The organism is Phaeodactylibacter sp. (assembly GCF_022763345.1).
Classification (GTDB): domain Bacteria; phylum Bacteroidota; class Bacteroidia; order Chitinophagales; family Saprospiraceae; genus Phaeodactylibacter.
In genome coordinates, this window is sequence record NZ_JALEGS010000020.1 from 85,889 (window position 1) to 105,761 (window position 19,873).

Annotated in this window: 23 protein-coding genes; 11 read left to right on the top strand and 12 right to left on the bottom strand. The window is 50.4% G+C overall.

Annotated elements, in window-relative coordinates; translation table 11 throughout:
• Positions 1–96 precede the first annotated feature (96 nt).
• On the top strand, positions 97–489 hold the full coding sequence (locus tag MRY86_RS05220; RefSeq protein ID WP_293566580.1) for a hypothetical protein: 393 nt from the start codon (positions 97–99) through the stop codon (positions 487–489).
• Here MRY86_RS05220 and MRY86_RS05225 read toward each other — a convergent pair.
• The 9 genes from MRY86_RS05225 to MRY86_RS05265 form a co-directional block, all read right to left on the bottom strand.
• A complete protein-coding gene (locus tag MRY86_RS05225; RefSeq protein ID WP_363325407.1) occupies positions 486–1,442 on the bottom strand; it encodes an L-threonylcarbamoyladenylate synthase in 957 nt (318 codons plus the stop codon). The two genes, MRY86_RS05220 and MRY86_RS05225, sit on opposite strands and share 4 nt — an antisense overlap.
• Before the next feature lie 63 nt (positions 1,443–1,505).
• The gene (locus MRY86_RS05230) at positions 1,506–1,850 is read right to left on the bottom strand and encodes a hypothetical protein (protein ID WP_293566582.1); all 345 of its coding nucleotides are present in this window, start codon (positions 1,848–1,850) and stop codon (positions 1,506–1,508) included.
• A gap of 69 nt (positions 1,851–1,919) precedes the next feature.
• The gene (locus MRY86_RS05235) at positions 1,920–2,111 is read right to left on the bottom strand and encodes a hypothetical protein (protein WP_044217193.1); all 192 of its coding nucleotides are present in this window, start codon (positions 2,109–2,111) and stop codon (positions 1,920–1,922) included.
• Positions 2,112–2,168: 57 nt separating this feature from the next.
• Positions 2,169–3,386 carry an MFS transporter gene (locus MRY86_RS05240; RefSeq protein ID WP_293566583.1) on the bottom strand — a complete coding sequence of 406 codons (1,218 nt, stop codon included), beginning with the start codon at positions 3,384–3,386 and terminating at the stop codon, positions 2,169–2,171.
• Between the two features lie 99 nt (positions 3,387–3,485).
• The gene (locus tag MRY86_RS05245; protein WP_293566584.1) at positions 3,486–3,704 is read right to left on the bottom strand and encodes a hypothetical protein; all 219 of its coding nucleotides are present in this window, start codon (positions 3,702–3,704) and stop codon (positions 3,486–3,488) included.
• An 11-nt stretch (positions 3,705–3,715) separates the two neighbouring features.
• Positions 3,716–4,015 carry a rhodanese-like domain-containing protein gene (locus MRY86_RS05250; RefSeq protein ID WP_293566585.1) on the bottom strand — a complete coding sequence of 100 codons (300 nt, stop codon included), beginning with the start codon at positions 4,013–4,015 and terminating at the stop codon, positions 3,716–3,718.
• 119 nt (positions 4,016–4,134) lie between these two features.
• A complete protein-coding gene (locus MRY86_RS05255) occupies positions 4,135–4,950 on the bottom strand; it encodes a nucleotidyl transferase AbiEii/AbiGii toxin family protein (RefSeq protein ID WP_293566586.1) in 816 nt (271 codons plus the stop codon).
• 51 nt (positions 4,951–5,001) lie between these two features.
• Positions 5,002–5,592 carry a type IV toxin-antitoxin system AbiEi family antitoxin domain-containing protein gene (locus tag MRY86_RS05260; RefSeq protein ID WP_293566587.1) on the bottom strand — a complete coding sequence of 197 codons (591 nt, stop codon included), beginning with the start codon at positions 5,590–5,592 and terminating at the stop codon, positions 5,002–5,004.
• Positions 5,593–5,693: 101 nt separating this feature from the next.
• Positions 5,694–6,608 (bottom strand): TraB/GumN family protein, encoded by a 915-nt coding sequence (locus tag MRY86_RS05265; RefSeq protein ID WP_293566588.1) that lies wholly within the window; start codon positions 6,606–6,608, stop codon positions 5,694–5,696.
• 265 nt (positions 6,609–6,873) lie between these two features.
• Between MRY86_RS05265 and MRY86_RS05270 the strand changes: the two genes are divergently transcribed.
• Positions 6,874–7,290 carry a VOC family protein gene (locus MRY86_RS05270; protein ID WP_293566589.1) on the top strand — a complete coding sequence of 139 codons (417 nt, stop codon included), beginning with the start codon at positions 6,874–6,876 and terminating at the stop codon, positions 7,288–7,290.
• 48 nt (positions 7,291–7,338) lie between these two features.
• On the opposite strand, the gene fumC is transcribed toward MRY86_RS05270, so the two are convergent.
• Positions 7,339–8,721, bottom strand: a complete 1,383-nt coding sequence (fumC, locus tag MRY86_RS05275; RefSeq protein ID WP_293566590.1) for a class II fumarate hydratase — start codon at positions 8,719–8,721, stop codon at positions 7,339–7,341.
• A gap of 227 nt (positions 8,722–8,948) precedes the next feature.
• Here fumC and MRY86_RS05280 point away from each other — a divergent pair, with 227 nt between their 5' ends.
• Positions 8,949–9,581, top strand: coding sequence for a superoxide dismutase (locus MRY86_RS05280; protein ID WP_293566625.1), 633 nt, complete (start codon positions 8,949–8,951; stop codon positions 9,579–9,581).
• Between the two features lie 593 nt (positions 9,582–10,174).
• Here MRY86_RS05280 and MRY86_RS05285 read toward each other — a convergent pair.
• Complete coding sequence (locus tag MRY86_RS05285) at positions 10,175–10,654, bottom strand: hypothetical protein (RefSeq protein WP_293566591.1); 480 nt, start codon at positions 10,652–10,654, stop codon at positions 10,175–10,177.
• Positions 10,655–10,879: 225 nt separating this feature from the next.
• Between MRY86_RS05285 and recN the strand changes: the two genes are divergently transcribed.
• Both recN and MRY86_RS05295 read left to right on the top strand, forming a co-directional pair.
• Positions 10,880–12,541 (top strand): DNA repair protein RecN, encoded by a 1,662-nt coding sequence (gene recN / locus MRY86_RS05290; RefSeq protein WP_293566592.1) that lies wholly within the window; start codon positions 10,880–10,882, stop codon positions 12,539–12,541.
• Between the two features lie 23 nt (positions 12,542–12,564).
• Positions 12,565–13,365 carry an SDR family oxidoreductase gene (locus MRY86_RS05295; RefSeq protein ID WP_044217173.1) on the top strand — a complete coding sequence of 267 codons (801 nt, stop codon included), beginning with the start codon at positions 12,565–12,567 and terminating at the stop codon, positions 13,363–13,365.
• A 56-nt stretch (positions 13,366–13,421) separates the two neighbouring features.
• Here MRY86_RS05295 and MRY86_RS05300 read toward each other — a convergent pair whose 3' ends face one another.
• Positions 13,422–14,396 carry an SDR family oxidoreductase gene (locus MRY86_RS05300; protein ID WP_293566593.1) on the bottom strand — a complete coding sequence of 325 codons (975 nt, stop codon included), beginning with the start codon at positions 14,394–14,396 and terminating at the stop codon, positions 13,422–13,424.
• Positions 14,397–14,542: 146 nt separating this feature from the next.
• On the opposite strand from MRY86_RS05300, the gene MRY86_RS05305 reads away from it, so the two are divergent.
• The 6 genes from MRY86_RS05305 to MRY86_RS05330 all read left to right on the top strand — a co-directional run bounded on the left by MRY86_RS05305 (position 14,543) and on the right by MRY86_RS05330 (position 19,844).
• Positions 14,543–14,986, top strand: coding sequence for an Hsp20/alpha crystallin family protein (locus MRY86_RS05305; RefSeq protein WP_293566594.1), 444 nt, complete (start codon positions 14,543–14,545; stop codon positions 14,984–14,986).
• A 200-nt stretch (positions 14,987–15,186) separates the two neighbouring features.
• Positions 15,187–15,618, top strand: coding sequence for an Hsp20/alpha crystallin family protein (locus tag MRY86_RS05310; RefSeq protein ID WP_293566595.1), 432 nt, complete (start codon positions 15,187–15,189; stop codon positions 15,616–15,618).
• A gap of 444 nt (positions 15,619–16,062) precedes the next feature.
• Positions 16,063–16,860 (top strand): SDR family oxidoreductase, encoded by a 798-nt coding sequence (locus MRY86_RS05315; protein WP_293566596.1) that lies wholly within the window; start codon positions 16,063–16,065, stop codon positions 16,858–16,860.
• A 63-nt stretch (positions 16,861–16,923) separates the two neighbouring features.
• Positions 16,924–17,484, top strand: a complete 561-nt coding sequence (locus tag MRY86_RS05320; RefSeq protein WP_293566597.1) for a tetratricopeptide repeat protein — start codon at positions 16,924–16,926, stop codon at positions 17,482–17,484.
• 3 nt (positions 17,485–17,487) lie between these two features.
• A complete protein-coding gene (locus MRY86_RS05325; RefSeq protein WP_293566598.1) occupies positions 17,488–18,669 on the top strand; it encodes a thioredoxin family protein in 1,182 nt (393 codons plus the stop codon).
• 11 nt (positions 18,670–18,680) lie between these two features.
• A complete protein-coding gene (locus MRY86_RS05330) occupies positions 18,681–19,844 on the top strand; it encodes a thioredoxin domain-containing protein (RefSeq protein ID WP_293566599.1) in 1,164 nt (387 codons plus the stop codon).
• The last annotated feature ends 29 nt before the right edge of the window (positions 19,845–19,873 follow it).

Consider the following 19,873-nt stretch of genomic DNA (forward strand, 5'->3'; position numbering starts at 1 on the left):
AAACATTTGGCGGCAATTGGCATTTAAATATACTAATTTCATTGATCTCTCCGGCGTATTCCGGAAATTTTCAACTATATGTAATCAAAATTCGGCATGGACCTTTACGCTACTTTTCACTTCGATGCCTACCCAGTCGTCGTGGTTGCTTTCACAGGGAACCAGGCAACGGAAGAGAATTTCCTGCAGTACCTCAATGATTTGTACGAAGCTTATGACCGGGCGTTGCCTTTTGCCTATCTTTTTGATGCACAAAATGCAGTATTGCCAGGGCTTAAGTTTCAAAAGAGGCAGGCAGAGTGGTTGAAAACCAACGAAAGCCTAATGAAACAGTACTGCCAAGGTACGGCTTACCACATTCCAAACCCCATCATCCGCACCGCGCTTAAGGGTATTTTTGCGCTACAGCAACAGCCGGTGCCTTATAAAGTGGTGGGTGATTTCCAAACGGCTATGCAGTGGTGCAAAGACGCTGTTGCCGACCACTAATGTGCTGCTGCCCGCCGCAGCCGGTCATTGATCGCTCGCCCTAGCCCTTCTTCCGGAAGCAGCTCGGCTACGATAACGGATAAGGGTTTACGATCCAGCTGCCGCATCCCTGCAAACAGCCTCCGGGCTGCCTCCTGATCGTCCCCTGAGGGGGATAGAATTAACTGCTGTGCTTCGGGCACGCCACTGAATGCCGTTTGAAACCGGATGCAGCCAATCTCTTCAACCCGGTATCTTGCGATAAAGTCTTCGGGGTTGCCCAATACCAAGGGCGTGCGCGGGGCATAGTGGCTTTTTAGCATTCCAGGTGCCTGTGGGTTGGATGAAGAATGAGCCCTGACCTCAACCGGACCGACTACACTTTCCAGGGCTTCTACAGCAATGCCGCCTTTGCGGTAGACTGTGGGCTTCCCGCCTGGGAACCCTACGATGGTACTTTCCAACCCTATCTCGCAGGGCCCGCCGTCCAAAATGTAAGGTATTTGGGGCCCGAGTTGCTCATCAACGTGCGCTGCCGTAGTTGGGCTGATGTACCCAAAAGGGTTGGCGCTTGGTGCAGAGACTGGGAAGTCGAGCTGGCTAAGCAATTGATGTGCCATCGGGTGGGCAGGAATACGTACCGCTACGAAGGGAGAACCTGCGGTGACCATATCGGGCACTTGTTCTGATTTTTCTAATAGCAGCGTTAAAGGGCCGGGCATGAAATGAACAGCTAGTGCCGCAGCGGCTTCAGGTATGCCTTTCACGTAAGGAGAGATAGCAGAGAAAGCAGGCAAGTGGATAATCAGCGGGTCAAAACTTGGCCGGTTCTTGACTTTAAAAATCTGAGAGACGGCGGAAAGGTCAAGCGCATTGCCGGCAAGGCCATACACCGTTTCGGTGGGAATGGCGACCAATTGCCCTGCTTTCAACAACGCTACTGCGCGCTTAATATCTGTGCCAATCATTGCCAACTTTTGTTTAGCCTGCAAAAATCAACACTTTAGCGGGGATTTCAAAGTAACTGGGCTTGCATATCAAAACATACGCGATAACCGCCACCGCAGCCACTGCCATCCGGTTGTTCGATAATTGATATTGAGTTGCCCATCGGGTTGGCGGCTCAGGATTTCCTTACGGCCAAGAGTCACGGATATATCCTGAGGCATCTGCTTCAAAGACTCCAGCAACTTACCTGCTTTGGCAGGTTGGATATGAGGCCGGACAGAAGAAAGAAAGTGCCGGAAAGTTGGTGCGTTCTCGAAATGGAGCCGTATCTGGTTCTCAGACCGGGAAGCGGTAAAGTGTGCCTCGCCATGTGGAGACTCAAGGTTGAGTTGCCCTTCGAGAGAAAGGGAGGAAAGATAGGTGGAAATATTCATCGCGGTGGGTCTAAAAACAGGCATTGCTCTCGGGGGAGAGCAATGCACAGGGTTCAGTTTGAGGATATCTTATTTCTCAGTAGTTGTGATTTTCAGCGTGCCATTCATCTTCCACTGTGCATGCTCTGCATCATCAGCGGTACTGCTGGGCACGTGAAGTTCGAAGTCATCAAACTGGTAAGAAATTTCTGCATTTCTGCCAGTTAGGCGTTCGAACAATCCAATCGCGAGGTCTGGCCAATTCTTAGTTTCGTTAGTCATTTTTTATTCTTTAGTTTACTAATTTTCAATGATATAACGAGAGTGGCCCTTCGATGTTCAGGCTATTTGCAACTGTTCCCGCCGGCGCAGTAGCCAAAACCCACCGGCAGCTATAGCGCTTGCTGCGAAAAGCACATACCAGAGCGTTCCGAAACCTGCCCAGGCCACCAGTTGTAGCCCCAGGTTAGGCGCGATGACGTGCGAAAGGGAGTAGGTAACCGAAAACAGACCCATGTAAGCCCCCCGGTTGCGTTTATTGGTGAAGCCCATAGCCATCGTCGCAATGAAGGGCAGGCTCAGAATTTCCCCAAAAGTCAGCATTAGCATGGCAGCAAGGGCCACCCATGCCGCCGTGCCCAGCCCACTGAACAACAGATAGGTCAGCCCAATCATAAAGGTGCCAAGTGTGATGATCTGTGTAGCACTAAAGCGGCGCTCCAGCACGTAGATCAGTGGCATTTCGATTAGGGCGATCACCAAGCCATTCATGGCCATTAGCCGGCCAATCTGCCCCTCGTCGAGCAGGACTTCCTGTTTAAAATAGACCGGAAGAGTAGAAAACAACTGCATAAAGGCAATCGCATTGAGCAAAGCCAGCAGCAGAAAAAACAAATATCGCTTATCGTGGTGGGCTTTGCCCTGAAAAATGCCTGTTTCGGTTTCTTCCTCCTCATCGGTTTCCAGGAAGCGCTTAGGCAGAGCGGCCCGGAAAAACAGAGCGGCAGCGATGCAGGTCAGCCCGTCTACCCAAAACAGCCATTCGTACCCATAGGCGATAGCGACCATACCACCTACGGCGGGACCTACTGCCCAGCCCAGATTGATAGCGAGGCGGAGCAAGGCTACTGCCCGGGTCCGGTTGGCGCTGTGGCTGTAGGAAGCAACAGCAGCGAAGTTGGCCGGGCGGAAAGCATCTGCTACCGTACTGGCCAGGAACACCATCGCGCAAAGCCCGTAGAAGCCTTTCACCTGCCCCAGCGCGATGAAGATAAACCCGCTCAGGAATAGCGACCAAAACTGCGTCTCGTAGAACCCAATCCGGTCTACCAGTTTGCCACCCACGTATGCGCCAAGAATGGAGCCTCCGCCAAAGCAGCTCATGATCCAGCCCGCCTGGGACAGGCTAAAGCCTACGTCTTGTGTAAGATAAACAGAAAGGAAAGGCAGGACCATCGTGCCGGCCCGGTTGATGAGCATTACGCTGGAAAGGAGCCATATTTCTTTGGACAGCCCCCGGAAGGCATCCACATAAACAGCAAAACCTTTTTGGAACATTGGGTGTACTTTTCAGCAGCGGTTGCCTGCTGTAGTTATGCAGTAATTATGAAATACTACACACAGGCGCTGCGGATAAGTTCCCCGGCAGGTCTAAATTTAGGATTGCTTTTCGCGGTCTTCGTACCAATGACCCTCTGAAAAGGTCTTTTCACTGCGCTCGCTGGAACGCAAGACAACCACGGTCTGTACCAGGAGCAGTACCGGCACCAGGAACATGCCCAGACCGATTACCAAGCCCGTGGGGTAAAGCATCATTAAGACGACACTCAGTACCAGAACCGCGAAAATCCAGGCCGTAGCCGTTTTGTAATGCATAAAGAATGGTTTTAGGCAGCCGTTAGTACGTCTGCTTCGAGTTCGTTGAGGACATCCAGCCAGCTTCCGCCGTTATAGACCTCTTCAAAACCGAGGGTTTGTAAGGACAGGGCGACTAATCCGGAACGGTAGCCTTCTTCGCAGAAAAAGACGAGCGGTTTGGGGTATTCCATCAGCTCATCCAGATAGTAAAGGTGAAGGTCCCATGGAATGTTTACCGATCCTGGTACATTACATTGGTCAAATTCCTCCCGGTAGCGCACATCTATCAGCGTTCCGGCTCTGACGTTCTTGATATCTTTAGTCCACATGGCAATCAGGTTTATGGTGAAAAAGCAAGATGAGATTCAAAATACGAATATCTGAGCCTGCCTGCACTGCCATTTATCACCCTAAGGCGCTGATTTTCAAAAATATGCTGACTTTCGGACTAATTATTTTTGTTTTTCAGCATTGATACGTAAATGCTTTCCAGTTTTTCCTGGATTATAGTCATTACCTGATGTAATGAAATGCCAGGATCGAGCTTTATCTTCTTTAAATAGCCCCGCCACTGAGTTACTCTCCGTTTGTCTTTTGCAAAAGCAGGATCAAAGAGAGGGTGGTCTTTGGTTAGCCGAGTTCGTCTCCTATTGAATGTAGCCAGAATAGCAGCCTCTAACTGTCCCAGGTCAATAGAATTATCACTTGTAAGAATGGAGTAAAGGTCATAGAAATCTTTCATCCGGCTATTGAGTTCTCCAAGTGCAATCATCGCTTCGAACTTTTCTGCAATGAGGTTCTCCTTTGAATAGGCAAGGATTTCAGGTTCATCCATTGGCAGAAGCGTTGGATAGACCATTTCTACCGGACCTGGAGTTACAGCATCACCAAAACCGATGTCAATCTGTAGGCGCTGGCTAATTTGACCCAGATTTACAGGCACCTTTATGCGCACACCTGTGTAATTTCCTTCTTTTACAATCTTGCTCACTTCCAGCTTTGAAAAATTATAAATGACACAGTCTTTAGGATAATCAATACCACAGATTTCCTGAAAGATTACCTTGATAGAGTTCAAATCATTGGAAATTTGCCAACCCAGTAGGTCTACGTCCAAAGTTGGGCGAGTAGTTAGCCCTTCCCATGCATAGAGCAAGGTCCCGCCTTTAAGTAGAAAATCACTTCGGTAAGCAGACTGAGCGAGTCGGTACAGTAAACGCTCCTGAAAATAACGTGTGAGTATTAGCTGATGAATTCTGACCATTCGAGCGCGAGATAACCCTTAGGCGACCCTGTATGGAAGCCACTGTGTTTTTCATACCATTAGTTCGAAATATTGCCTGGCTACTGAATAGATACCCAACTTCCGGGCATAGCGCATTAGTTTGTTGATGTCCTGTTCAGGGTGATCAAAGTAATGTTGAGTTACCTCCTTTACCGCCTCCAAGCCAAGCTTATTTCGAGCTTTAAGGAAGTCACACACTGTTTTTTCCATATCGTAGACGCTTAATTTAGCGCCATCTACTATTTTCTGACTTATTCCCAACGTGTACTGTTCATCTTTCCAATAGTAAAGTTTTACGGGCGGGTAAGCAGGCAGCCTGATTCGCCTTTTCCAGTCTATCGCTACCTGATACGCCCCAGATACGAATGTACTTAGCTCATGAAGCTGAGCGGACGAATGCAGGCAGAAAACCCCATCCTTTACAAGAGCATTTACTTCTTCCCATTCATTATCCGCTAGTGTGAGGTGTCGGTACCAGCCATGCCGGATTCTTTCAATTGTGCCATCTTTTAGTAGCTTTTTTATGGCATAGTAAGAGTATCCTGCGTTATTCAATTGAGTAGTACTTAGTACACCACCTGATGCGGCGAATAGTTGATTAATGGAATCGCGGTTTTGCATATTTACGGCAAATAAGACTATTTACCGTAAATATACTAAATCGTCAAAATCAAATCAAGCATCAAGTCTATTAGGCTCAGATATGGTAAGTCTAAGCGGCTCTAATCCACAAGCGGCTCCACGGTGTAGCCCACCTCCCGCAACAGCGCAATCACTCCTTCCTCACCGCCAAGGTGGCCGGCACCGACGGCAAAGAACGTAGGCCGCTGTTTCATAGCTTCCTCCATGATGGGGATCCAGTTGCGGTTGCGGCGCACCAGTAGCAGGTCTTCGTACCCGGCAATGCCGCCTTCCTCGTCCATCATGCTTTGCATAGCATAGATGTCCTGATCTTTGTAGAGCTTGACCATCTCATCAAACTGATCAGTGGCGCCACCGTCTTCAGCGTTGATGGCTTCCATTAGCATTTTGGCCTGTACGCTGTAGGGGATACTGTCGAACATACTCATCTGGAACTCGGCGGTCTCCAGCCCGTCAATGTCCATCTCCCTCTCCTGCGCCATTTTCATGAATTCCATCTCGTAGGAAACCATGCTGCTCTCGGCATTAGGATTGAAGCTCATCATGTCCTCGCCACTGCCCAGTACCGACAGGAACATCGGCTTGATGCGGTCCACGAACATCATCGGCAGCCCTACCTGCTGGAAGTGCTCGCTGACCTGTGCGTATTCCTCTTCGGTCAGTAAGTCCTTCAGGGTCGTATCGCCCACCATGAAGGCCTTCATCATCAGCGGCATCATTTTGGACATATCGGTCATGTCTTCCATGTCAATTTCAAAAGCTACGTGCTTAACAGACTCAAAGGCTTTCTTAGCAGACTCGGTCAGGAAGTAGTCGTCCCGGCCAATCATGTGAATAGTGCCGTAAACGTAGGATGGAACCTCGAGGCCGTTGCCTGTTACCTTCCAGAGCAGCGCTTTGTCGGTAGGCGCTGGTGCGTATTTAGCCGAAGCCGGTTGCGCCCAGAGATTAACTGCTGCAATAAGCAGTAGGAAAGAAAATGCAAATCTTCTCATTGGTGTTGACTTAAGATGTACAGGGCAGTACCCGCTTTTAGCAGCGAGCCTTTTGCCCGGAGTATTACAATAGGTTTAAAACGTGAATATCCAGCGCCAAACGGAGCATTATTTCTTACGAATATTGCTCACTACGATCATACGTTCGAGCGGTCTGAATTATTTTGGCTGGCTGTTTGCGTTCAGATTTTCGTAACAAAGGAATGGGCTTTCGGTTGCATGCCATAGCAGTTTTAAGACCTTTTTACGATATTGGCATCAAAACATGACACCATTCCACCTGGCTTTTCCGGTTAGCGATATTGAGGCGACCCGTCAATTTTACGAAGGCACCCTGGGCTGCAAAATAGGCCGCAGGGCCGAGCGATGGATCGATTTTGACTTCTTCGGGCATCAGCTTTCCGCACACCTGACGGATGAGCGCCCGGCAGACCCTATGACCAACCCGGTAGACGGTAAGTCGGTGCCGGTACGCCACTTCGGCGCTATACTTGATATGGAAACCTGGGAAAAGCTGGCGGACCGGCTGCGGGCGGCAGGGACTGATTTTGTCATCGAACCTTATATCCGCTTTAAGGGGGAGCCTGGTGAACAGGCAACGATGTTTTTCCTTGATCCGAGCGGGAATGCTCTGGAATTTAAAGCTTTCCGCGACCGGGCTAAGATTTTTGCCACAAGCTAAAACAAAACCGCCCGGAGCGTTATCGATCCGGGCAGTAGGTATTAAGGTTTAGATCATATTTTCCGGGCGTACCCATTCGTCAAACTGCTCTGCCGTAAGCAGGCCCAGCTCAATGGCCGCTTCCTTGAGGGTGGAGTTCTCAGCATGTGCCTTTTTGGCAATCGCCGCTGCATTGTCGTACCCAATGTGGGTATTCAGTGCAGTCACCAGCATCAGGGAGTTGTTGAGGTTCTGTTTGATGCGGTCGTAGTTTGGCTCGATGCCCTTGGCGCAATTCTCATCAAAGCTTACACAGGCATCGCCGATCAGGCGGGCGGAAGTCAGGAAGTTGAAGATCATCACCGGTTTGAAGACATTCAGTTCAAACTGCCCGGTCATGCCGCCTACGTTGATGGCCACATCATTGCCTACCACCTGCGCCATCGCCATCGTCAGGGCTTCTGACTGGGTCGGATTGACCTTGCCCGGCATAATGGATGAACCCGGCTCATTGGCAGGGATGATGAGCTCGCCAATACCGCAACGGGGACCGGAAGCCAGCATCCGGATGTCGTTGCCAATCTTCATAAGCGAAACGGCAACGGTCTTCAGTGCACCGTGCGACTCTACGATGGCATCGTGCGCCGCCAGGGATTCGAACTTGTTGGGCGCAGTCACGAATGGCAGCCCGGTGAGGTCAGCGATATGCTTCGCCACATTCTCTGCGTAGCCTTCGGGTGTGTTCAGGCCTGTGCCAACTGCCGTGCCGCCGAGTGCCAGTTCTGCCAGGTGAGGCAGGGTATTTTTAATGGCACGCAGCCCGTGGTTGAGCTGAGCCACATAACCGGAAAGCTCCTGCCCCACCGTAACTGGGGTAGCATCCATAAAGTGAGTACGGCCGATTTTCACGACATCCATGAATTCCTTTGACTTGGCATCCAGCGTATCGCGCAGGGCTTCGATGCCCGGGATGGTCGTTTCCATCAGCATCTGATATGCCGCAATGTGCATGGCCGTAGGAAAAGTATCATTGGATGATTGGGACTTATTGACATCATCGTTAGGGTGGAGGAACTTCTTCTCGTCTGTCAGTTTTCCGCCTTTGAGAACGTGTGCGCGGTTAGCCACCACCTCATTAACGTTCATGTTGGACTGTGTGCCGGAGCCAGTCTGCCAGACTACGAGTGGGAACTGATCGTCCAGCTTGCCCGCCAGGATTTCATCGCATACCGCCGCGATAGCTTCCGCTTTGTCCGCAGACAGGACGCCCGCCTCCTGATTGGTCATAGCCGCTGCCTTTTTGAGAATGGCAAAAGCGCGGATGATCTCCTTCGGCATGGTGTGGCCACCAATGCGGAAGTTCTCGGAAGAGCGCTGGGTCTGAGCGGCCCAGTATTTATCGGCAGGTACGTCTATGTACCCAATGCTATCTTTTTCCTTTCTGAATTCCATATTCCTAATTTGGTTTTTGATCTCGAAATTATGCTCCGCTAAGGTACAGCATAGCGGGAGATTTTGGGAGCCAACAGCCAAAGATATCGGGCAGGACCGGGCAACTCAGCAGCTTTTTGGGTAAACTTAAAATGAGGCTCGGCGTTAACCCTGTAAGAGCAGTCTGTTTGAGTGGCAGGCTGTTGACAAAACGAATAAATTCCATAACTAATCAAAACTCCAAAATTATGGCTTTCGAATTGCCAAAGTTACCTTACGCCTATGACGCCCTGGAGCCGCACATCGACGCGCGCACCATGGAAATCCACCACACAAAGCACCACGCAGGATATACCTCTAAGCTGAATGCCGCTATCGAAGGCACAGACCTGGAGAAGAAAAGCATCAAGGAGATTCTCGCCAATGTATCAGCGCACAGTGCTGGCGTACGCAATAACGGCGGCGGCTTCTTCAATCACAAACTGTTCTGGGAAGTAATGTCTCCGGACGGTGGCGGCGAGCCATCTGAGCGCATGAATATCCACAAAGCGATCGCGCGCGATTTCGGTTCTTTCGAGAAATTCAAAGATGAATTCGCCAATGCTGCAGCAACACAGTTCGGCTCCGGCTGGGCATGGCTTTGCGTAGACAAGCATGACAAGCTGTTCGTTACGTCCACTCCAAATCAGGACAACCCACTGATGGACGTCGTGGACGCTGACGGTACGCCTATCCTCGGCCTGGATGTATGGGAGCACGCCTACTACCTGAACTATCAGAACCGCCGCCCGGACTATATCGAAGCATTCTTCAATGTCATCGACTGGGGCAAGGTGAGCGAGAACTACAATGACGCGAACGAAGGCGCCTCATCCTTCTAAGCTGACATTTTAAGAAAACTTTGACATAGGTGCTTTCCCGGTACAGGGAGAGTGCCTATTTCTTTTTTAAACACTGTCTATCAGTGATTTATTCATTGCGTAGTTCTTGTTTAACAAAATTCGATATTGTCGTTTGGCAGGCAGAGGGACAATCGGGACCTTGCGGCGAGCGGTCAAAACCCGTATCTTTGAAAAAGTTAATAAGATGTTCTTTTACAAACAACATGCTAAAACGATCTGATAGTCAACTGGCTTTTCAGGTGTTGAGAAGAATGAATCAACCCCATTTTTTCATTTTTAATCCCTTTCCCATGATCATTCTAAGCATTCTTCTGTTGATCCTGATCTTCTTTAATGTCGATGTACTAAAAGAAGCATTTTAGGGTCCCATTCAGAAAATCACATGTACGAAAAAAAGGCTTCCGCGGTAACTTGCGGAAGCCTTTTTCCTTTCCGGGCACTACTTTCGCCGGGCGTACTTGCCTTTGAAATATAGCACACCGGGGGAATGCCCCAACACCGGCTTGGGTTAATGCACCCGGTGAGATGCGTATCAGGTTTGCTCACGAAGCTTACCCCTCTATCGTTATCCCTTACTGCTTCACCGCCTCATAAATCCGCTCTGCTTCCTCCTGAGATAAGGTGCTCGCCATGCCGGCAGAGAAAATGATCTCCTGATCGCCCTGTAGATGGATGTAGCGAAAATTGTAGTTCAAATTGTTGCTGTCGAGCGCCATTTCGTAGAGGAAACCCTTCTCTTCTTCGCTGACGATGCGGGAAAAATAGCGGTTGGTTTTGACGGTTGCAAGCTGCTCCGCCTTAACACGCGCCAAATCACTGGTCGTCGCACTCGAAGCCATAATTTGCAGGTCGTAATTGCCTTCGCCTTTGACCGTGACATCTTTCATAAGCGTACCCATGTTGCGGGCTTTGACCACTGCGCTGTCCGGTGCCATAATCGTAACCGGCACACCGTGCTCCATCAGGTCGGTTTCCACCAAATTTGAGCCGCCATCGGTTTGGCAGCTCCACAATAAAACAAGGGACAGGAGGGTAAAGAGTACTTTTTTCATTTTATCTGGTTTGTTTTTATTCGAATTTCATGCATCAATACGGGGCAAAATAACGGATTTGCCGACAAATTATTGAGCAACAGCTTTGATAAGCGGCCGCAATTGACCAATTTCGGGCAACGCGCCGGAAACGGGCAGCAGCAGGACACCAAACACCATCTTTTAACCGGGCTCCAATAATCGGGAAAAGCCGTACCTTTGCCCTGCAAATTTTGAATATTCGCTATGATTGAGCGCCTTCACATCCGGAATTACGCCATCATCGAGGAGTTGACGATTGACTTCTCGAAGGGGCTCACCATTATTACTGGTGAAACCGGAGCCGGCAAGTCTATCCTGCTGGGCGCACTAGGCCTGGTCATGGGCCGTCGTGCAGACATTAAGTCCCTCTACAATCTGGACTCCAAGTGTACCATTGAGGGCTTTTTTAATGTCGAAGCCTATGATCTACAGAGCTTCTTTGATGAGCATGACCTGGACTTCGACCCACAGGTGGTCATCCGGCGGGAGATCACGCCTTCCGGCAAATCCCGGGCGTTTGTCAACGATACACCGGTAACGCTCAACGTGCTGCAGGATCTGAGCTCTACGCTCATCGACCTGCATCAGCAATTTGACAACCTGGATATCCACAAAGTGTCCTTTCAGCTCCGGCTGCTGGACGCCCTGGCAGAGAACCGCCCGCTGCTGGCACAGTACCAAAGCCTGTTCAGTGCTTATCAGCGCGACCAAAAACAGCTCAAATCCCTCATTGACCGTCAGCAAAAGTCTGCCAAGGAACTCGAGTTCCTGCAGTTCCAGCTGGAAGAGTTCAATACAGCAGAACTGGTAGATGGAGAACAGGAGGAACTGGAGGAAGAGCTCAGCCGCCTGACCAATGCCGAGGACATTAAACGCACCCTGGCGGCTTCCTTCCAGCAGTTGTCAGAAAGCGAGGTCTCGGTGATCGGGCAAATGGAAGAACTGACGCAGGCCATCAAGTCGGTCAGTAGCTTTGACCGGCGTATTGAAGGGCTTTATGGCCGGTTCAGTGGCCTGGTGGAAGAGCTTCGGGATGTGGCTCAGGAATTCGAGTCTATCGCGGATGAGACCGAGCATGACCCGGAGCGCACGCAGGAAGTGCAGGAGCGCCTCGATATGGTCTACCGGTTGCAAAACAAACATCAGGTCGCTTCCATCAAAGAGCTTTTGGATATACAGGCGGATTTGCAACAGCAACTTGATGATATTGGTGACCTCAGTCAGGAAATCGAACGGCTACAGCAGTCCACACAGGAGCAGCGCCAACAGCTGGAGGCTATGGCTGAAGAACTGAGCACCCGCCGTCATAGCGTGGTGGGCGGCTTTGAGAACAAAGTCGAGCAAATGCTGGCACAGCTGTCCATGCAGCACGCCAAACTTAAAGTCGATATCAGCCGAACGGAAGACCTTGAGCTTACCGGTTTTGACGAAGTCAATTTCCTCTTTGCCGCTAACAAGGGCGGCCGCCTGCAGCTGATCAAGGATGTAGCCTCGGGTGGTGAATTGTCCCGCCTGACCCTTGTGGTGAAGTCCCTTGTGGCCAGCGCCATCCCGCTGCCGACCTTAATTTTCGATGAGATCGATACCGGTATTTCCGGAGATGTGGCCCTGAAGATGGGCTCTATTTTGCGGCAGCTCAGCAGTGAACATCAGGTTGTATCCATTACCCACTCCCCGCAGATTGCCTCCAAGGCTAATGCCCATTATTTTGTATACAAAAAAGATAAGGAGGACCGCACCGTCACGGAGGTCCGCCCCCTCGAAATGGAAGGCCGGGTATACGCTATAGCGACGATGCTCAGCCAGGATCCGCCCAGCGAGTCCGCCATCAATACCGCTAAAGAATTATTGCTGCAGAGCAGTTAAATGAAAAGCAGAATTCAAACGATATGAGTACCAACTTACTAGCAGGAAAGCGCGGCGTCATCTTCGGTGCGCTTGATGACAAATCAATCGCCTGGAAAGTGGCGGAGCGCTGTGTGGAAGAAGGCGCCACCATTACCCTGACCAACGCCCCCGTTGCACTGCGCATGGGCGGCATTCAGGAATTGGGCAAAAAACTTAACGCCGAGGTCATCCCCGCCGATGCCACAAGCGAAGCAGATCTTGAGAAACTCTTCGGCGAATCACAGGAAATTCTGGGTGGCAAGATTGACTTCGTGCTGCACGCCATTGGCATGTCGCTCAATGTGCGCAAGAACCGAACCTATACCGACCTGAAGTATGAGTGGATGCAGAAAACATTCGATATTTCAGCCATCTCCTTCCACAAGGTGATGCAGCAGCTGTATAAAATGGATGCGATGAGCGAGTGGGGCTCTATTGTGGCTTTAAGCTACATCGCAGCGCAGCGCACCTTCCCGGACTATAGCGAGATGGCGGAATCTAAAGCCCTGCTCGAGTCCTTTGCCCGTAGCTTTGGCTACCACTTTGCAGAGAAAAAGGTACGCGTGAATACCATTTCCCAGTCTCCAACAGTAACGACTGCAGGCAGCGGCATCAAAGGCTTTCAGGAGTTCTTCGATTATGCGGATAAAATGTCGCCACTAGGCAATGCTTCAGCGGAAGCCTGTGCGGACTACTGTGTAACGATGTTCTCAGATCTGACCCGCATGGTGACCATGCAGAATCTCTACCACGATGGCGGCTTCTCAAACATGGGGATGAGCCCGAAGTTGCTGGAAGAGTAAGGTAAAAATTGAAATAAATCTACACAGAGGGCAGGCTCCAGGGCTTGCCCTTTTCATTAAGCTTGCCACATATCACCCCACAGGCGGGAGCCCCCGTCTATGTAAAGGGTCTCGCCCGTCACATAATCGGCCAGCGATAGGAATAAGACCGCTTCTGCCACTTCCTCCACCTTGCCCAGCCGCTTCACCGGTATCGTGCCGCTAACCTGAGCGACCATTTCCGGCGGATAGTTTTCCAAGCCAGAGCTTTTGATGATACCAGGTGCTACGGAATTGATGCGCACATTGCGGTTGGCCCACTCCACGGCAAGCGATTTCGTGAGGTTGTCGACGCCTGCGCGCGCAGCACCTGTATGCGACATGCCCGGGAAGCCCCGGTAATGATCCACAATGATGTTGACGATGCTGCCTGATTCCTGAGGAAGAAAGAAGGTATTGGCCATAGCCTGCGTCATAAACCAGGTGCCATTCAGGTTAGTATTGATGACGGCCAGCCAGCCCTTCCGGGCAATGCCTTCAGCAGGGGAGGGGAACTGCCCGCCGGCATTATTGACCAAGAGGTCGAGCTTACCGCTCTTGTCCATGATGTATTCCGCCAGCTCATCAATTTTTTCCGGCTCCCGGATGTCGAGGGCGAAGTGGTGGCAGGTGCCCAATTTATTGAGCGCTGCTGCTGCCTCTTTCAGGGGCTCCTCCTTGCGGGAAGCGATGTAGACCTCTGCGCCGTAGTTGAGCAGTTGCCGGGCAATTTCGTACCCAATGCCGCTGCGCCCACCGGTGACAAGGGCAGTCTTGCCTTCAAAAATCTTGTCCTGAAACATGTCGTTCGTCTTTTTGCGGGGAGCAAGATAGGAAAATTGGTAGAGTTTGGGGCTTAGGAATTCACGCAGAGGGCGCAAAGGAGTGGTCGCAAAGATCGCGGAGGGCTCGGGCAGGGTAGGAGGTTTTTTTTGCCCATAGGCTTGCTTTAGTAAGTGTTTTCTGACATCTGAACGTGAAGTGCTGTGGGGATGTTGGTGTTTTTCGGTCATTTTGTCACTCGGTATTGGTTCTAGGTGTCAAAATAGCATGTTTTTTGTTGCTTTCCCGGCAAGTTTGTCCGCGCTTCCGGTTTGGTATGCCAATTGCATATGGTGAAGTGTAATTAATCAGACAACCAACAAAAAAGAATACAACCATGACACTTGTAACCGTTAAGCCAAACCGCACTGCATTCCCTTCGCTTTTCACCGATTTTGACCGGGTGGTCAACGAAGTATTTGGAGCGGCCCATCAGCCGGTAGCGACTCGTACTTTCAAGCCTGCGGTAAATGTCCTTGAGCGTGAAGACGACTTTGTACTTCAGGTAGCAGCTCCGGGGCTGCAGAAGTCTGACTTTGAGATTGAACTGGACAAAGGTCTGCTTACCATCAAAGTGGAGCGCGACTGGAGTGCAGGCGAGGGCGAAACCGTTAAGCGGCAGGAATTTGGCAACTACCGTTTCCAGCGGTCCTTCCGCCTCGGCAAGCTGATCGATACGGAAAACGTGGAAGCGATCTATGAGCAAGGTGTACTGCACGTCAACCTCCCTAAAAGAGAGGAAGCCAAGCCCAAGCCTGCCCGTAAGATTGAAATTGCGTAACTATTGCTTTTACACAGCTTTTACACAAAGCAGTGAATTTCAGCAGCAACCTATTTGTTCTTCTAAATAGAGTGTAGTGGTCAATGCAATGAAAGCAATGAGTGCTTGAGTTTATTAATTTTTCATCTATGTGCTCATTGCTCTCATTGCCCACGAAATCTGTCTAAGAAGGCTTTTTGTTAAACCAAATGTTAAATGCTATGAAAAATCTGGTGAATTATCAACCAACAGGAATCAGCAAGATGTTTGACAACTTCTTTGGCAATTCCATCACTGACTTCATGGGTGGGGACTTTGCGATGACGCAGCCCTCTGTGAACGTCGTCGAAACTCATGATCACTTCCGGATCGAAGTGGCGGCTCCGGGTCTCGAAAGAGGTGACTTTGACATTCAGGTGGAAAATGACCACTTGCTGATCAAAGCAGAACGAGCGCACAAAGACGAAGTAAAAGAAGATAACTTCGTTCGCCGCGAGTTCAATTACACTTCTTTCACCCGTAACTTCCAACTACCTAAATCTGTAAATGGTGAAGGCATTGGAGCGAAGTATGAAAACGGTGTGCTGACTATCGAGCTGCCGAAAAAGGAAGAAGTCAAAGGACAGCCTGTAAAGCGCATCGAAATCAAGTAGATGCCGTATCAGGGGCAGGCTCCGCACCCTGACATTCAACGGAGCCAAAAATAGTTAATAGGGTTTTAGGTGTTTATTTTGGTAGCCGGTACATACAATTGTACCGGCTTTTTTTATCCTATCTTTCCACTCATGCGTTATTTTTTTGTTCTTTGATAAAGCAGAGGGCTAAAAGATGCACTTGTTGTATACTGACGATTAAGTGTTTTGCCACAGCAAACCTACTCAATGCCTGTCCGCCGTACTTAATACTAAGGCAGGCGGGTCAGCATTTACGATGGGAAGTGGCTTGCGCCTGCCCTGACAAGCTATGCTTCGTCATGGGCCGATGTCGCAAATCCAAGATCCCAGACGATGAATGTCTGGACTGTAAGCCCGACATTTATCGTCGGTGACCACTTCGTATTGCGTATATTTGAAATCCCGGTTAACCCAACCTAATTTATGTCAAAAGTTATCCTTATCACCGGTGCCAGTTCGGGGCTGGGAAAAGCACTTGCCCAGGAACTAAGCCATCAGGGGCACACTGTGTATGGTACGAGCCGTTCACCCGATGGTGATCAGGGCAATATTCGTATGATTGCAATGGACGTACAGGAGGAAGCGAGCGTGGCGTCCGGTGTGGAGCAGGTATTAGCCGAAGCCGGGCGGCTCGATGTCGTGGTCAACAACGCGGGCATCGGCATAGCAGGGCCTCTGGAAGACTGTAGCATGGAGGAGGTACAGCGGGTCATGAACACCAACGTTCTGGGTGTTATCCGGGTATGTAAGGCAGCGCTCCCAATCATGCGGGCTCAGGGGCAGGGGCAGATTTTCACCATTAGTTCTATTGGAGCTAAGGTTGGATTGCCCTACCGGAGCGTATATTGTGCCAGCAAGGCAGCGGTAGATTTGATTACGGAGTCGCTGCGCCTCGAAATGAGAGGGCTGGGCATTCAGATCACTGGCATTCACGCCGGCGATATCCGGACCAATATCAACGCCAACCGGATCAAGGCATACGACCCCAATGGTCCTTACGCCAAGAGTTTTGAGCGCGCCTACAGAATTATTGATCAGGAAGTGGAAGAAGGGCTGCCCGCTGAGGTTGTCGCGAAAACTATTGCCCGCCGTATCAACAGAGGGCACCTTCATCCGTTTTATGCTATAGGGAAGCCGCTGCAAAGGTTGTCCCTTGTACTCAAGCGGCTGCTGCCGGGCGCATGGTTTGAACGCCTGATCGCCCGTTATTCCGGGGTATAACCCCTTGGCAAATTGCCACGAATTACTTACTTTCAGATTACTCAAATGACCAATCAACCTATTATGAAAACCCTGAATATTTTAACCTTCGCCCTCGTCGCGCTGATTTTTACAGCCTGCGGCGACCCCGACCGCATGGCGGATGAAGATAAATCCAAAGACCGGCTGGCAGAAGAAATCCTGGCTTTGGAAGGAACGTTGAAAAAGCAAATGGACAATCCTACGATTGACACCGCCTCGGCGGTCAGCCTGATTGATAAAACCGATCTTTTCGCGGACCGTTTCCAGCAGGATTCCCTTACTCCGCATTTCCTGTTTAAGTCTGGTGCGGTTGCCAGGGGCATTGGGCAATACGAAAAAGCAATAGACCTTTGGGGCCGTGTGGTCACCGTATATCCGGACTTTGAGAAAGTACCAGAATCATTGTTTTTTCAAGGCTTTACCTACGACAACGACCTGGAGAATATGCCGAAGGCTGAGGAGAAGTACGAGGCTTTCCTGCAGCAGTTCCCCAAGCACCCTATTGCCAAAGACGCTAAAATGCTGCTTACCGTCGTTCAGTCTGGCAAATCAGCTAATGAAGTCGTCAAAGAATTTCAGCAAAACAACCAAGCAACAGAGTAACTCATGAAGCGCAATTCCATACTGTCATTTTTCGCAATACTTTTTTTACTGGCCGGTAGTAGTATCCTCTTGTCCGCTCAGGGCATCGAATTCTACCAGGGTTCCTGGGAAGACGCCCTGCTGAAGGCCACACAGGAAGACAAAATCATTTTCGTAGACGCCTACGCCGAGTGGTGTGGCCCCTGTAAACGGATGGCACGTGATGTTTTCCCGCAGGAAGAGGTCGGTGCGTTCTTCAATCGCCACTTTATCAATATGAAAATTGATATGGAAAAAGGGATGGGGCTGGAGTTCCGCAAAAAATACCCGGTCTCTGCTTTTCCCACCTTGTTTTTCATTGGCCCGGATGGCGAGATCGTCCAAAAAGCCAAAGGCGCACAGCAGGTGGATGGGCTGATCAAGCTGGGGCAGACAGCCCTTTCTAAAGCTGACAACCTGGAGGAGTACCAGGCAGAGTACGAAGAAGGCAAGCGCGATCCTGCCTTTCTCTACCGTTACGTAAAAGCCCTGAACAACGCCGGGGAGTCCAGCCTTCGCGTAGCCAATGAATACTTCGACACCGAGCCGGATCTAAGCACCGAGTTGAACCTCAAGTTCTTGTTCGAGGCAGTGACGGAAGCGGATTCCAAACTCTTCAACATGATGGCAGAGCGGCGGGAAGCCATCTCCGCTATTGTGGGCAAACAGGCCGTAGCCGATCAGTTGCGCCGTGCCTGTGAGGCAACCGTGGAGAAAGCCCTGAAATACGATAGTGAGATGCTTTTGGAAGAAGCCATCAGAAAAGGCAATGACTACCTGGGCGATGAGGCGGAGGCGTTCGAGCTGGAGGCCCAACTCGCTTTCTATCAGTCCCGGGGACAAGCCGATGACTATCGGAAAGCAGCTAAAAAGTATGCGAAAAAATGTATTGAAAAAGACCCCGAAGCATTGGCTACACTTGCCAAAGACATGTCTGAAGCCTTCAAAAACGACGACAAAGTGATGTCTGAAGCACAGGATATTGCAGAATCGGCGGCTTCCCAAACCACCAAATACCAGCATGTGCTCATCTATTCCAATATTCTCCTGCAAAACGGAGACCGTACGGCTGCATTGGAAGCAGCCAACCGTGCACTGGAAATGGCCTCCGCTGACAGCCCGTTAGCGGTACGTGCTGTAGAGCATTACATCAAGCAAATTCAATAAATACCATACCAATGAAGAAATTATCCATCGCCTTAGTGCTGATTGCAGCTATTGCCACCGCCGGACTGGCGCAGGAGGGCATTCAGTTTGAAGACGGCAACTGGAAAAAGGTCCTGGCCAAAGCAGCGGATCAGGACCGGCTGATTTTTGTGGATGCTTACGCCGAATGGTGCGGGCCCTGCAAAATGATGGCCCGGGATGTGTTCACCCAAGCCGAAGTGGGCGAGTACTACAATAACAATTTTGTCAATGCCAAGATTGACATGGAAAAGGGCGAAGGGACCGGCTTGGCACGCAAGTATAAGGTACGCGCCTATCCTACATTACTGTTTATCAACTCCAATGGCGAGTTGGTACACCAAGCCGTAGGCTATCAGGATGCAGAAGCTTTCCTGCAGCTCGGCCAGGAAGCTCAGGACCCCTCCAAACAGATTGCGACTATGGAGCGCAAGTTTGAGGCAGGCGAGCGCGACCCTGAATTTCTGAGAAACTATGCCATCGCTGCTGCCGATGCAATGGCCGCAAATGCGAATGAGATTGCCACCACTTACCTGAGCACCCAGAAAGACTGGACCGGAGAGGCTGAAATGCAGCTCATCTTCCAGGTGGCGACCCAAATGGACGACCCTTACTTCAAGGAAATCCTGAAGCGGCGCGAAGCCTACGAAGCCCTGTTTAGCGAACGTTACATCAGCAATAAGATTCAGCGCGCTATCCTGCAGACGCTAAGTGCAGAAGATGGAGAAGAAAAGATGATGGCAGATGCAGAGGCGAAGTTCAAAGCCGCTTTCCCGGAAAACCCAGGGCCCATTTTTGCCAACTTCAAAATGAATTACTACCGCATTAATAACCCGGACGCTTTCCCACAGGCTGCAGTGGATTACCTGAGGGATTATCCTTCCGAAGATGCCAACGAGTTGAACTCCATCGCCTGGACTTTCTACGAAAGCGTAGATGACAAGAAAATGCTGAAAGAAGCCGTAAAGTGGGCCGAGCGCTCTGTGGAAATCGAGTCCACTTTTTACAATAATGACACCCTTGCTGCCCTGCATTACAAACTGGGCAACAAAAAAGAAGCAAAAGCTGCTGCCCAAAAAGCTATTGAACTGGCCAAAGCCAGCGGCGAAGACTACACAGAGACCAAGGAACTGCTCGAAAAAATAGAGCGTCTGTAAGTTTGGCCGTACCTTTGCGCGCCAATACA

What these genes read in the sequence shown, in the direction of transcription:
- MRY86_RS05220 (WP_293566580.1), top strand. Translation starts at nt 97, where the DNA reads ATGGACCTTTACGCTACTTTTCACTTCGATGCCTACCCAGTCGTCGTG.
- MRY86_RS05230 (WP_293566582.1), bottom strand. Translation starts at nt 1,850, where the DNA reads ATGAATATTTCCACCTATCTTTCCTCCCTTTCTCTCGAAGGGCAACTC.
- MRY86_RS05235 (WP_044217193.1), bottom strand. Translation starts at nt 2,111, where the DNA reads ATGACTAACGAAACTAAGAATTGGCCAGACCTCGCGATTGGATTGTTC.
- MRY86_RS05240 (WP_293566583.1), bottom strand. Translation starts at nt 3,386, where the DNA reads ATGTTCCAAAAAGGTTTTGCTGTTTATGTGGATGCCTTCCGGGGGCTG.
- MRY86_RS05245 (WP_293566584.1), bottom strand. Translation starts at nt 3,704, where the DNA reads ATGCATTACAAAACGGCTACGGCCTGGATTTTCGCGGTTCTGGTACTG.
- MRY86_RS05250 (WP_293566585.1), bottom strand. Translation starts at nt 4,015, where the DNA reads ATGTGGACTAAAGATATCAAGAACGTCAGAGCCGGAACGCTGATAGAT.
- MRY86_RS05255 (WP_293566586.1), bottom strand. Translation starts at nt 4,950, where the DNA reads ATGGTCAGAATTCATCAGCTAATACTCACACGTTATTTTCAGGAGCGT.
- MRY86_RS05260 (WP_293566587.1), bottom strand. Translation starts at nt 5,592, where the DNA reads ATGCAAAACCGCGATTCCATTAATCAACTATTCGCCGCATCAGGTGGT.
- MRY86_RS05265 (WP_293566588.1), bottom strand. Translation starts at nt 6,608, where the DNA reads ATGAGAAGATTTGCATTTTCTTTCCTACTGCTTATTGCAGCAGTTAAT.
- MRY86_RS05270 (WP_293566589.1), top strand. Translation starts at nt 6,874, where the DNA reads ATGACACCATTCCACCTGGCTTTTCCGGTTAGCGATATTGAGGCGACC.
- fumC (WP_293566590.1), bottom strand. Translation starts at nt 8,721, where the DNA reads ATGGAATTCAGAAAGGAAAAAGATAGCATTGGGTACATAGACGTACCT.
- MRY86_RS05280 (WP_293566625.1), top strand. Translation starts at nt 8,949, where the DNA reads ATGGCTTTCGAATTGCCAAAGTTACCTTACGCCTATGACGCCCTGGAG.
- MRY86_RS05285 (WP_293566591.1), bottom strand. Translation starts at nt 10,654, where the DNA reads ATGAAAAAAGTACTCTTTACCCTCCTGTCCCTTGTTTTATTGTGGAGC.
- recN (WP_293566592.1), top strand. Translation starts at nt 10,880, where the DNA reads ATGATTGAGCGCCTTCACATCCGGAATTACGCCATCATCGAGGAGTTG.
- MRY86_RS05295 (WP_044217173.1), top strand. Translation starts at nt 12,565, where the DNA reads ATGAGTACCAACTTACTAGCAGGAAAGCGCGGCGTCATCTTCGGTGCG.
- MRY86_RS05300 (WP_293566593.1), bottom strand. Translation starts at nt 14,396, where the DNA reads ATGACCGAAAAACACCAACATCCCCACAGCACTTCACGTTCAGATGTC.
- MRY86_RS05305 (WP_293566594.1), top strand. Translation starts at nt 14,543, where the DNA reads ATGACACTTGTAACCGTTAAGCCAAACCGCACTGCATTCCCTTCGCTT.
- MRY86_RS05310 (WP_293566595.1), top strand. Translation starts at nt 15,187, where the DNA reads ATGAAAAATCTGGTGAATTATCAACCAACAGGAATCAGCAAGATGTTT.
- MRY86_RS05315 (WP_293566596.1), top strand. Translation starts at nt 16,063, where the DNA reads ATGTCAAAAGTTATCCTTATCACCGGTGCCAGTTCGGGGCTGGGAAAA.
- MRY86_RS05320 (WP_293566597.1), top strand. Translation starts at nt 16,924, where the DNA reads ATGAAAACCCTGAATATTTTAACCTTCGCCCTCGTCGCGCTGATTTTT.
- MRY86_RS05325 (WP_293566598.1), top strand. Translation starts at nt 17,488, where the DNA reads ATGAAGCGCAATTCCATACTGTCATTTTTCGCAATACTTTTTTTACTG.
- MRY86_RS05330 (WP_293566599.1), top strand. Translation starts at nt 18,681, where the DNA reads ATGAAGAAATTATCCATCGCCTTAGTGCTGATTGCAGCTATTGCCACC.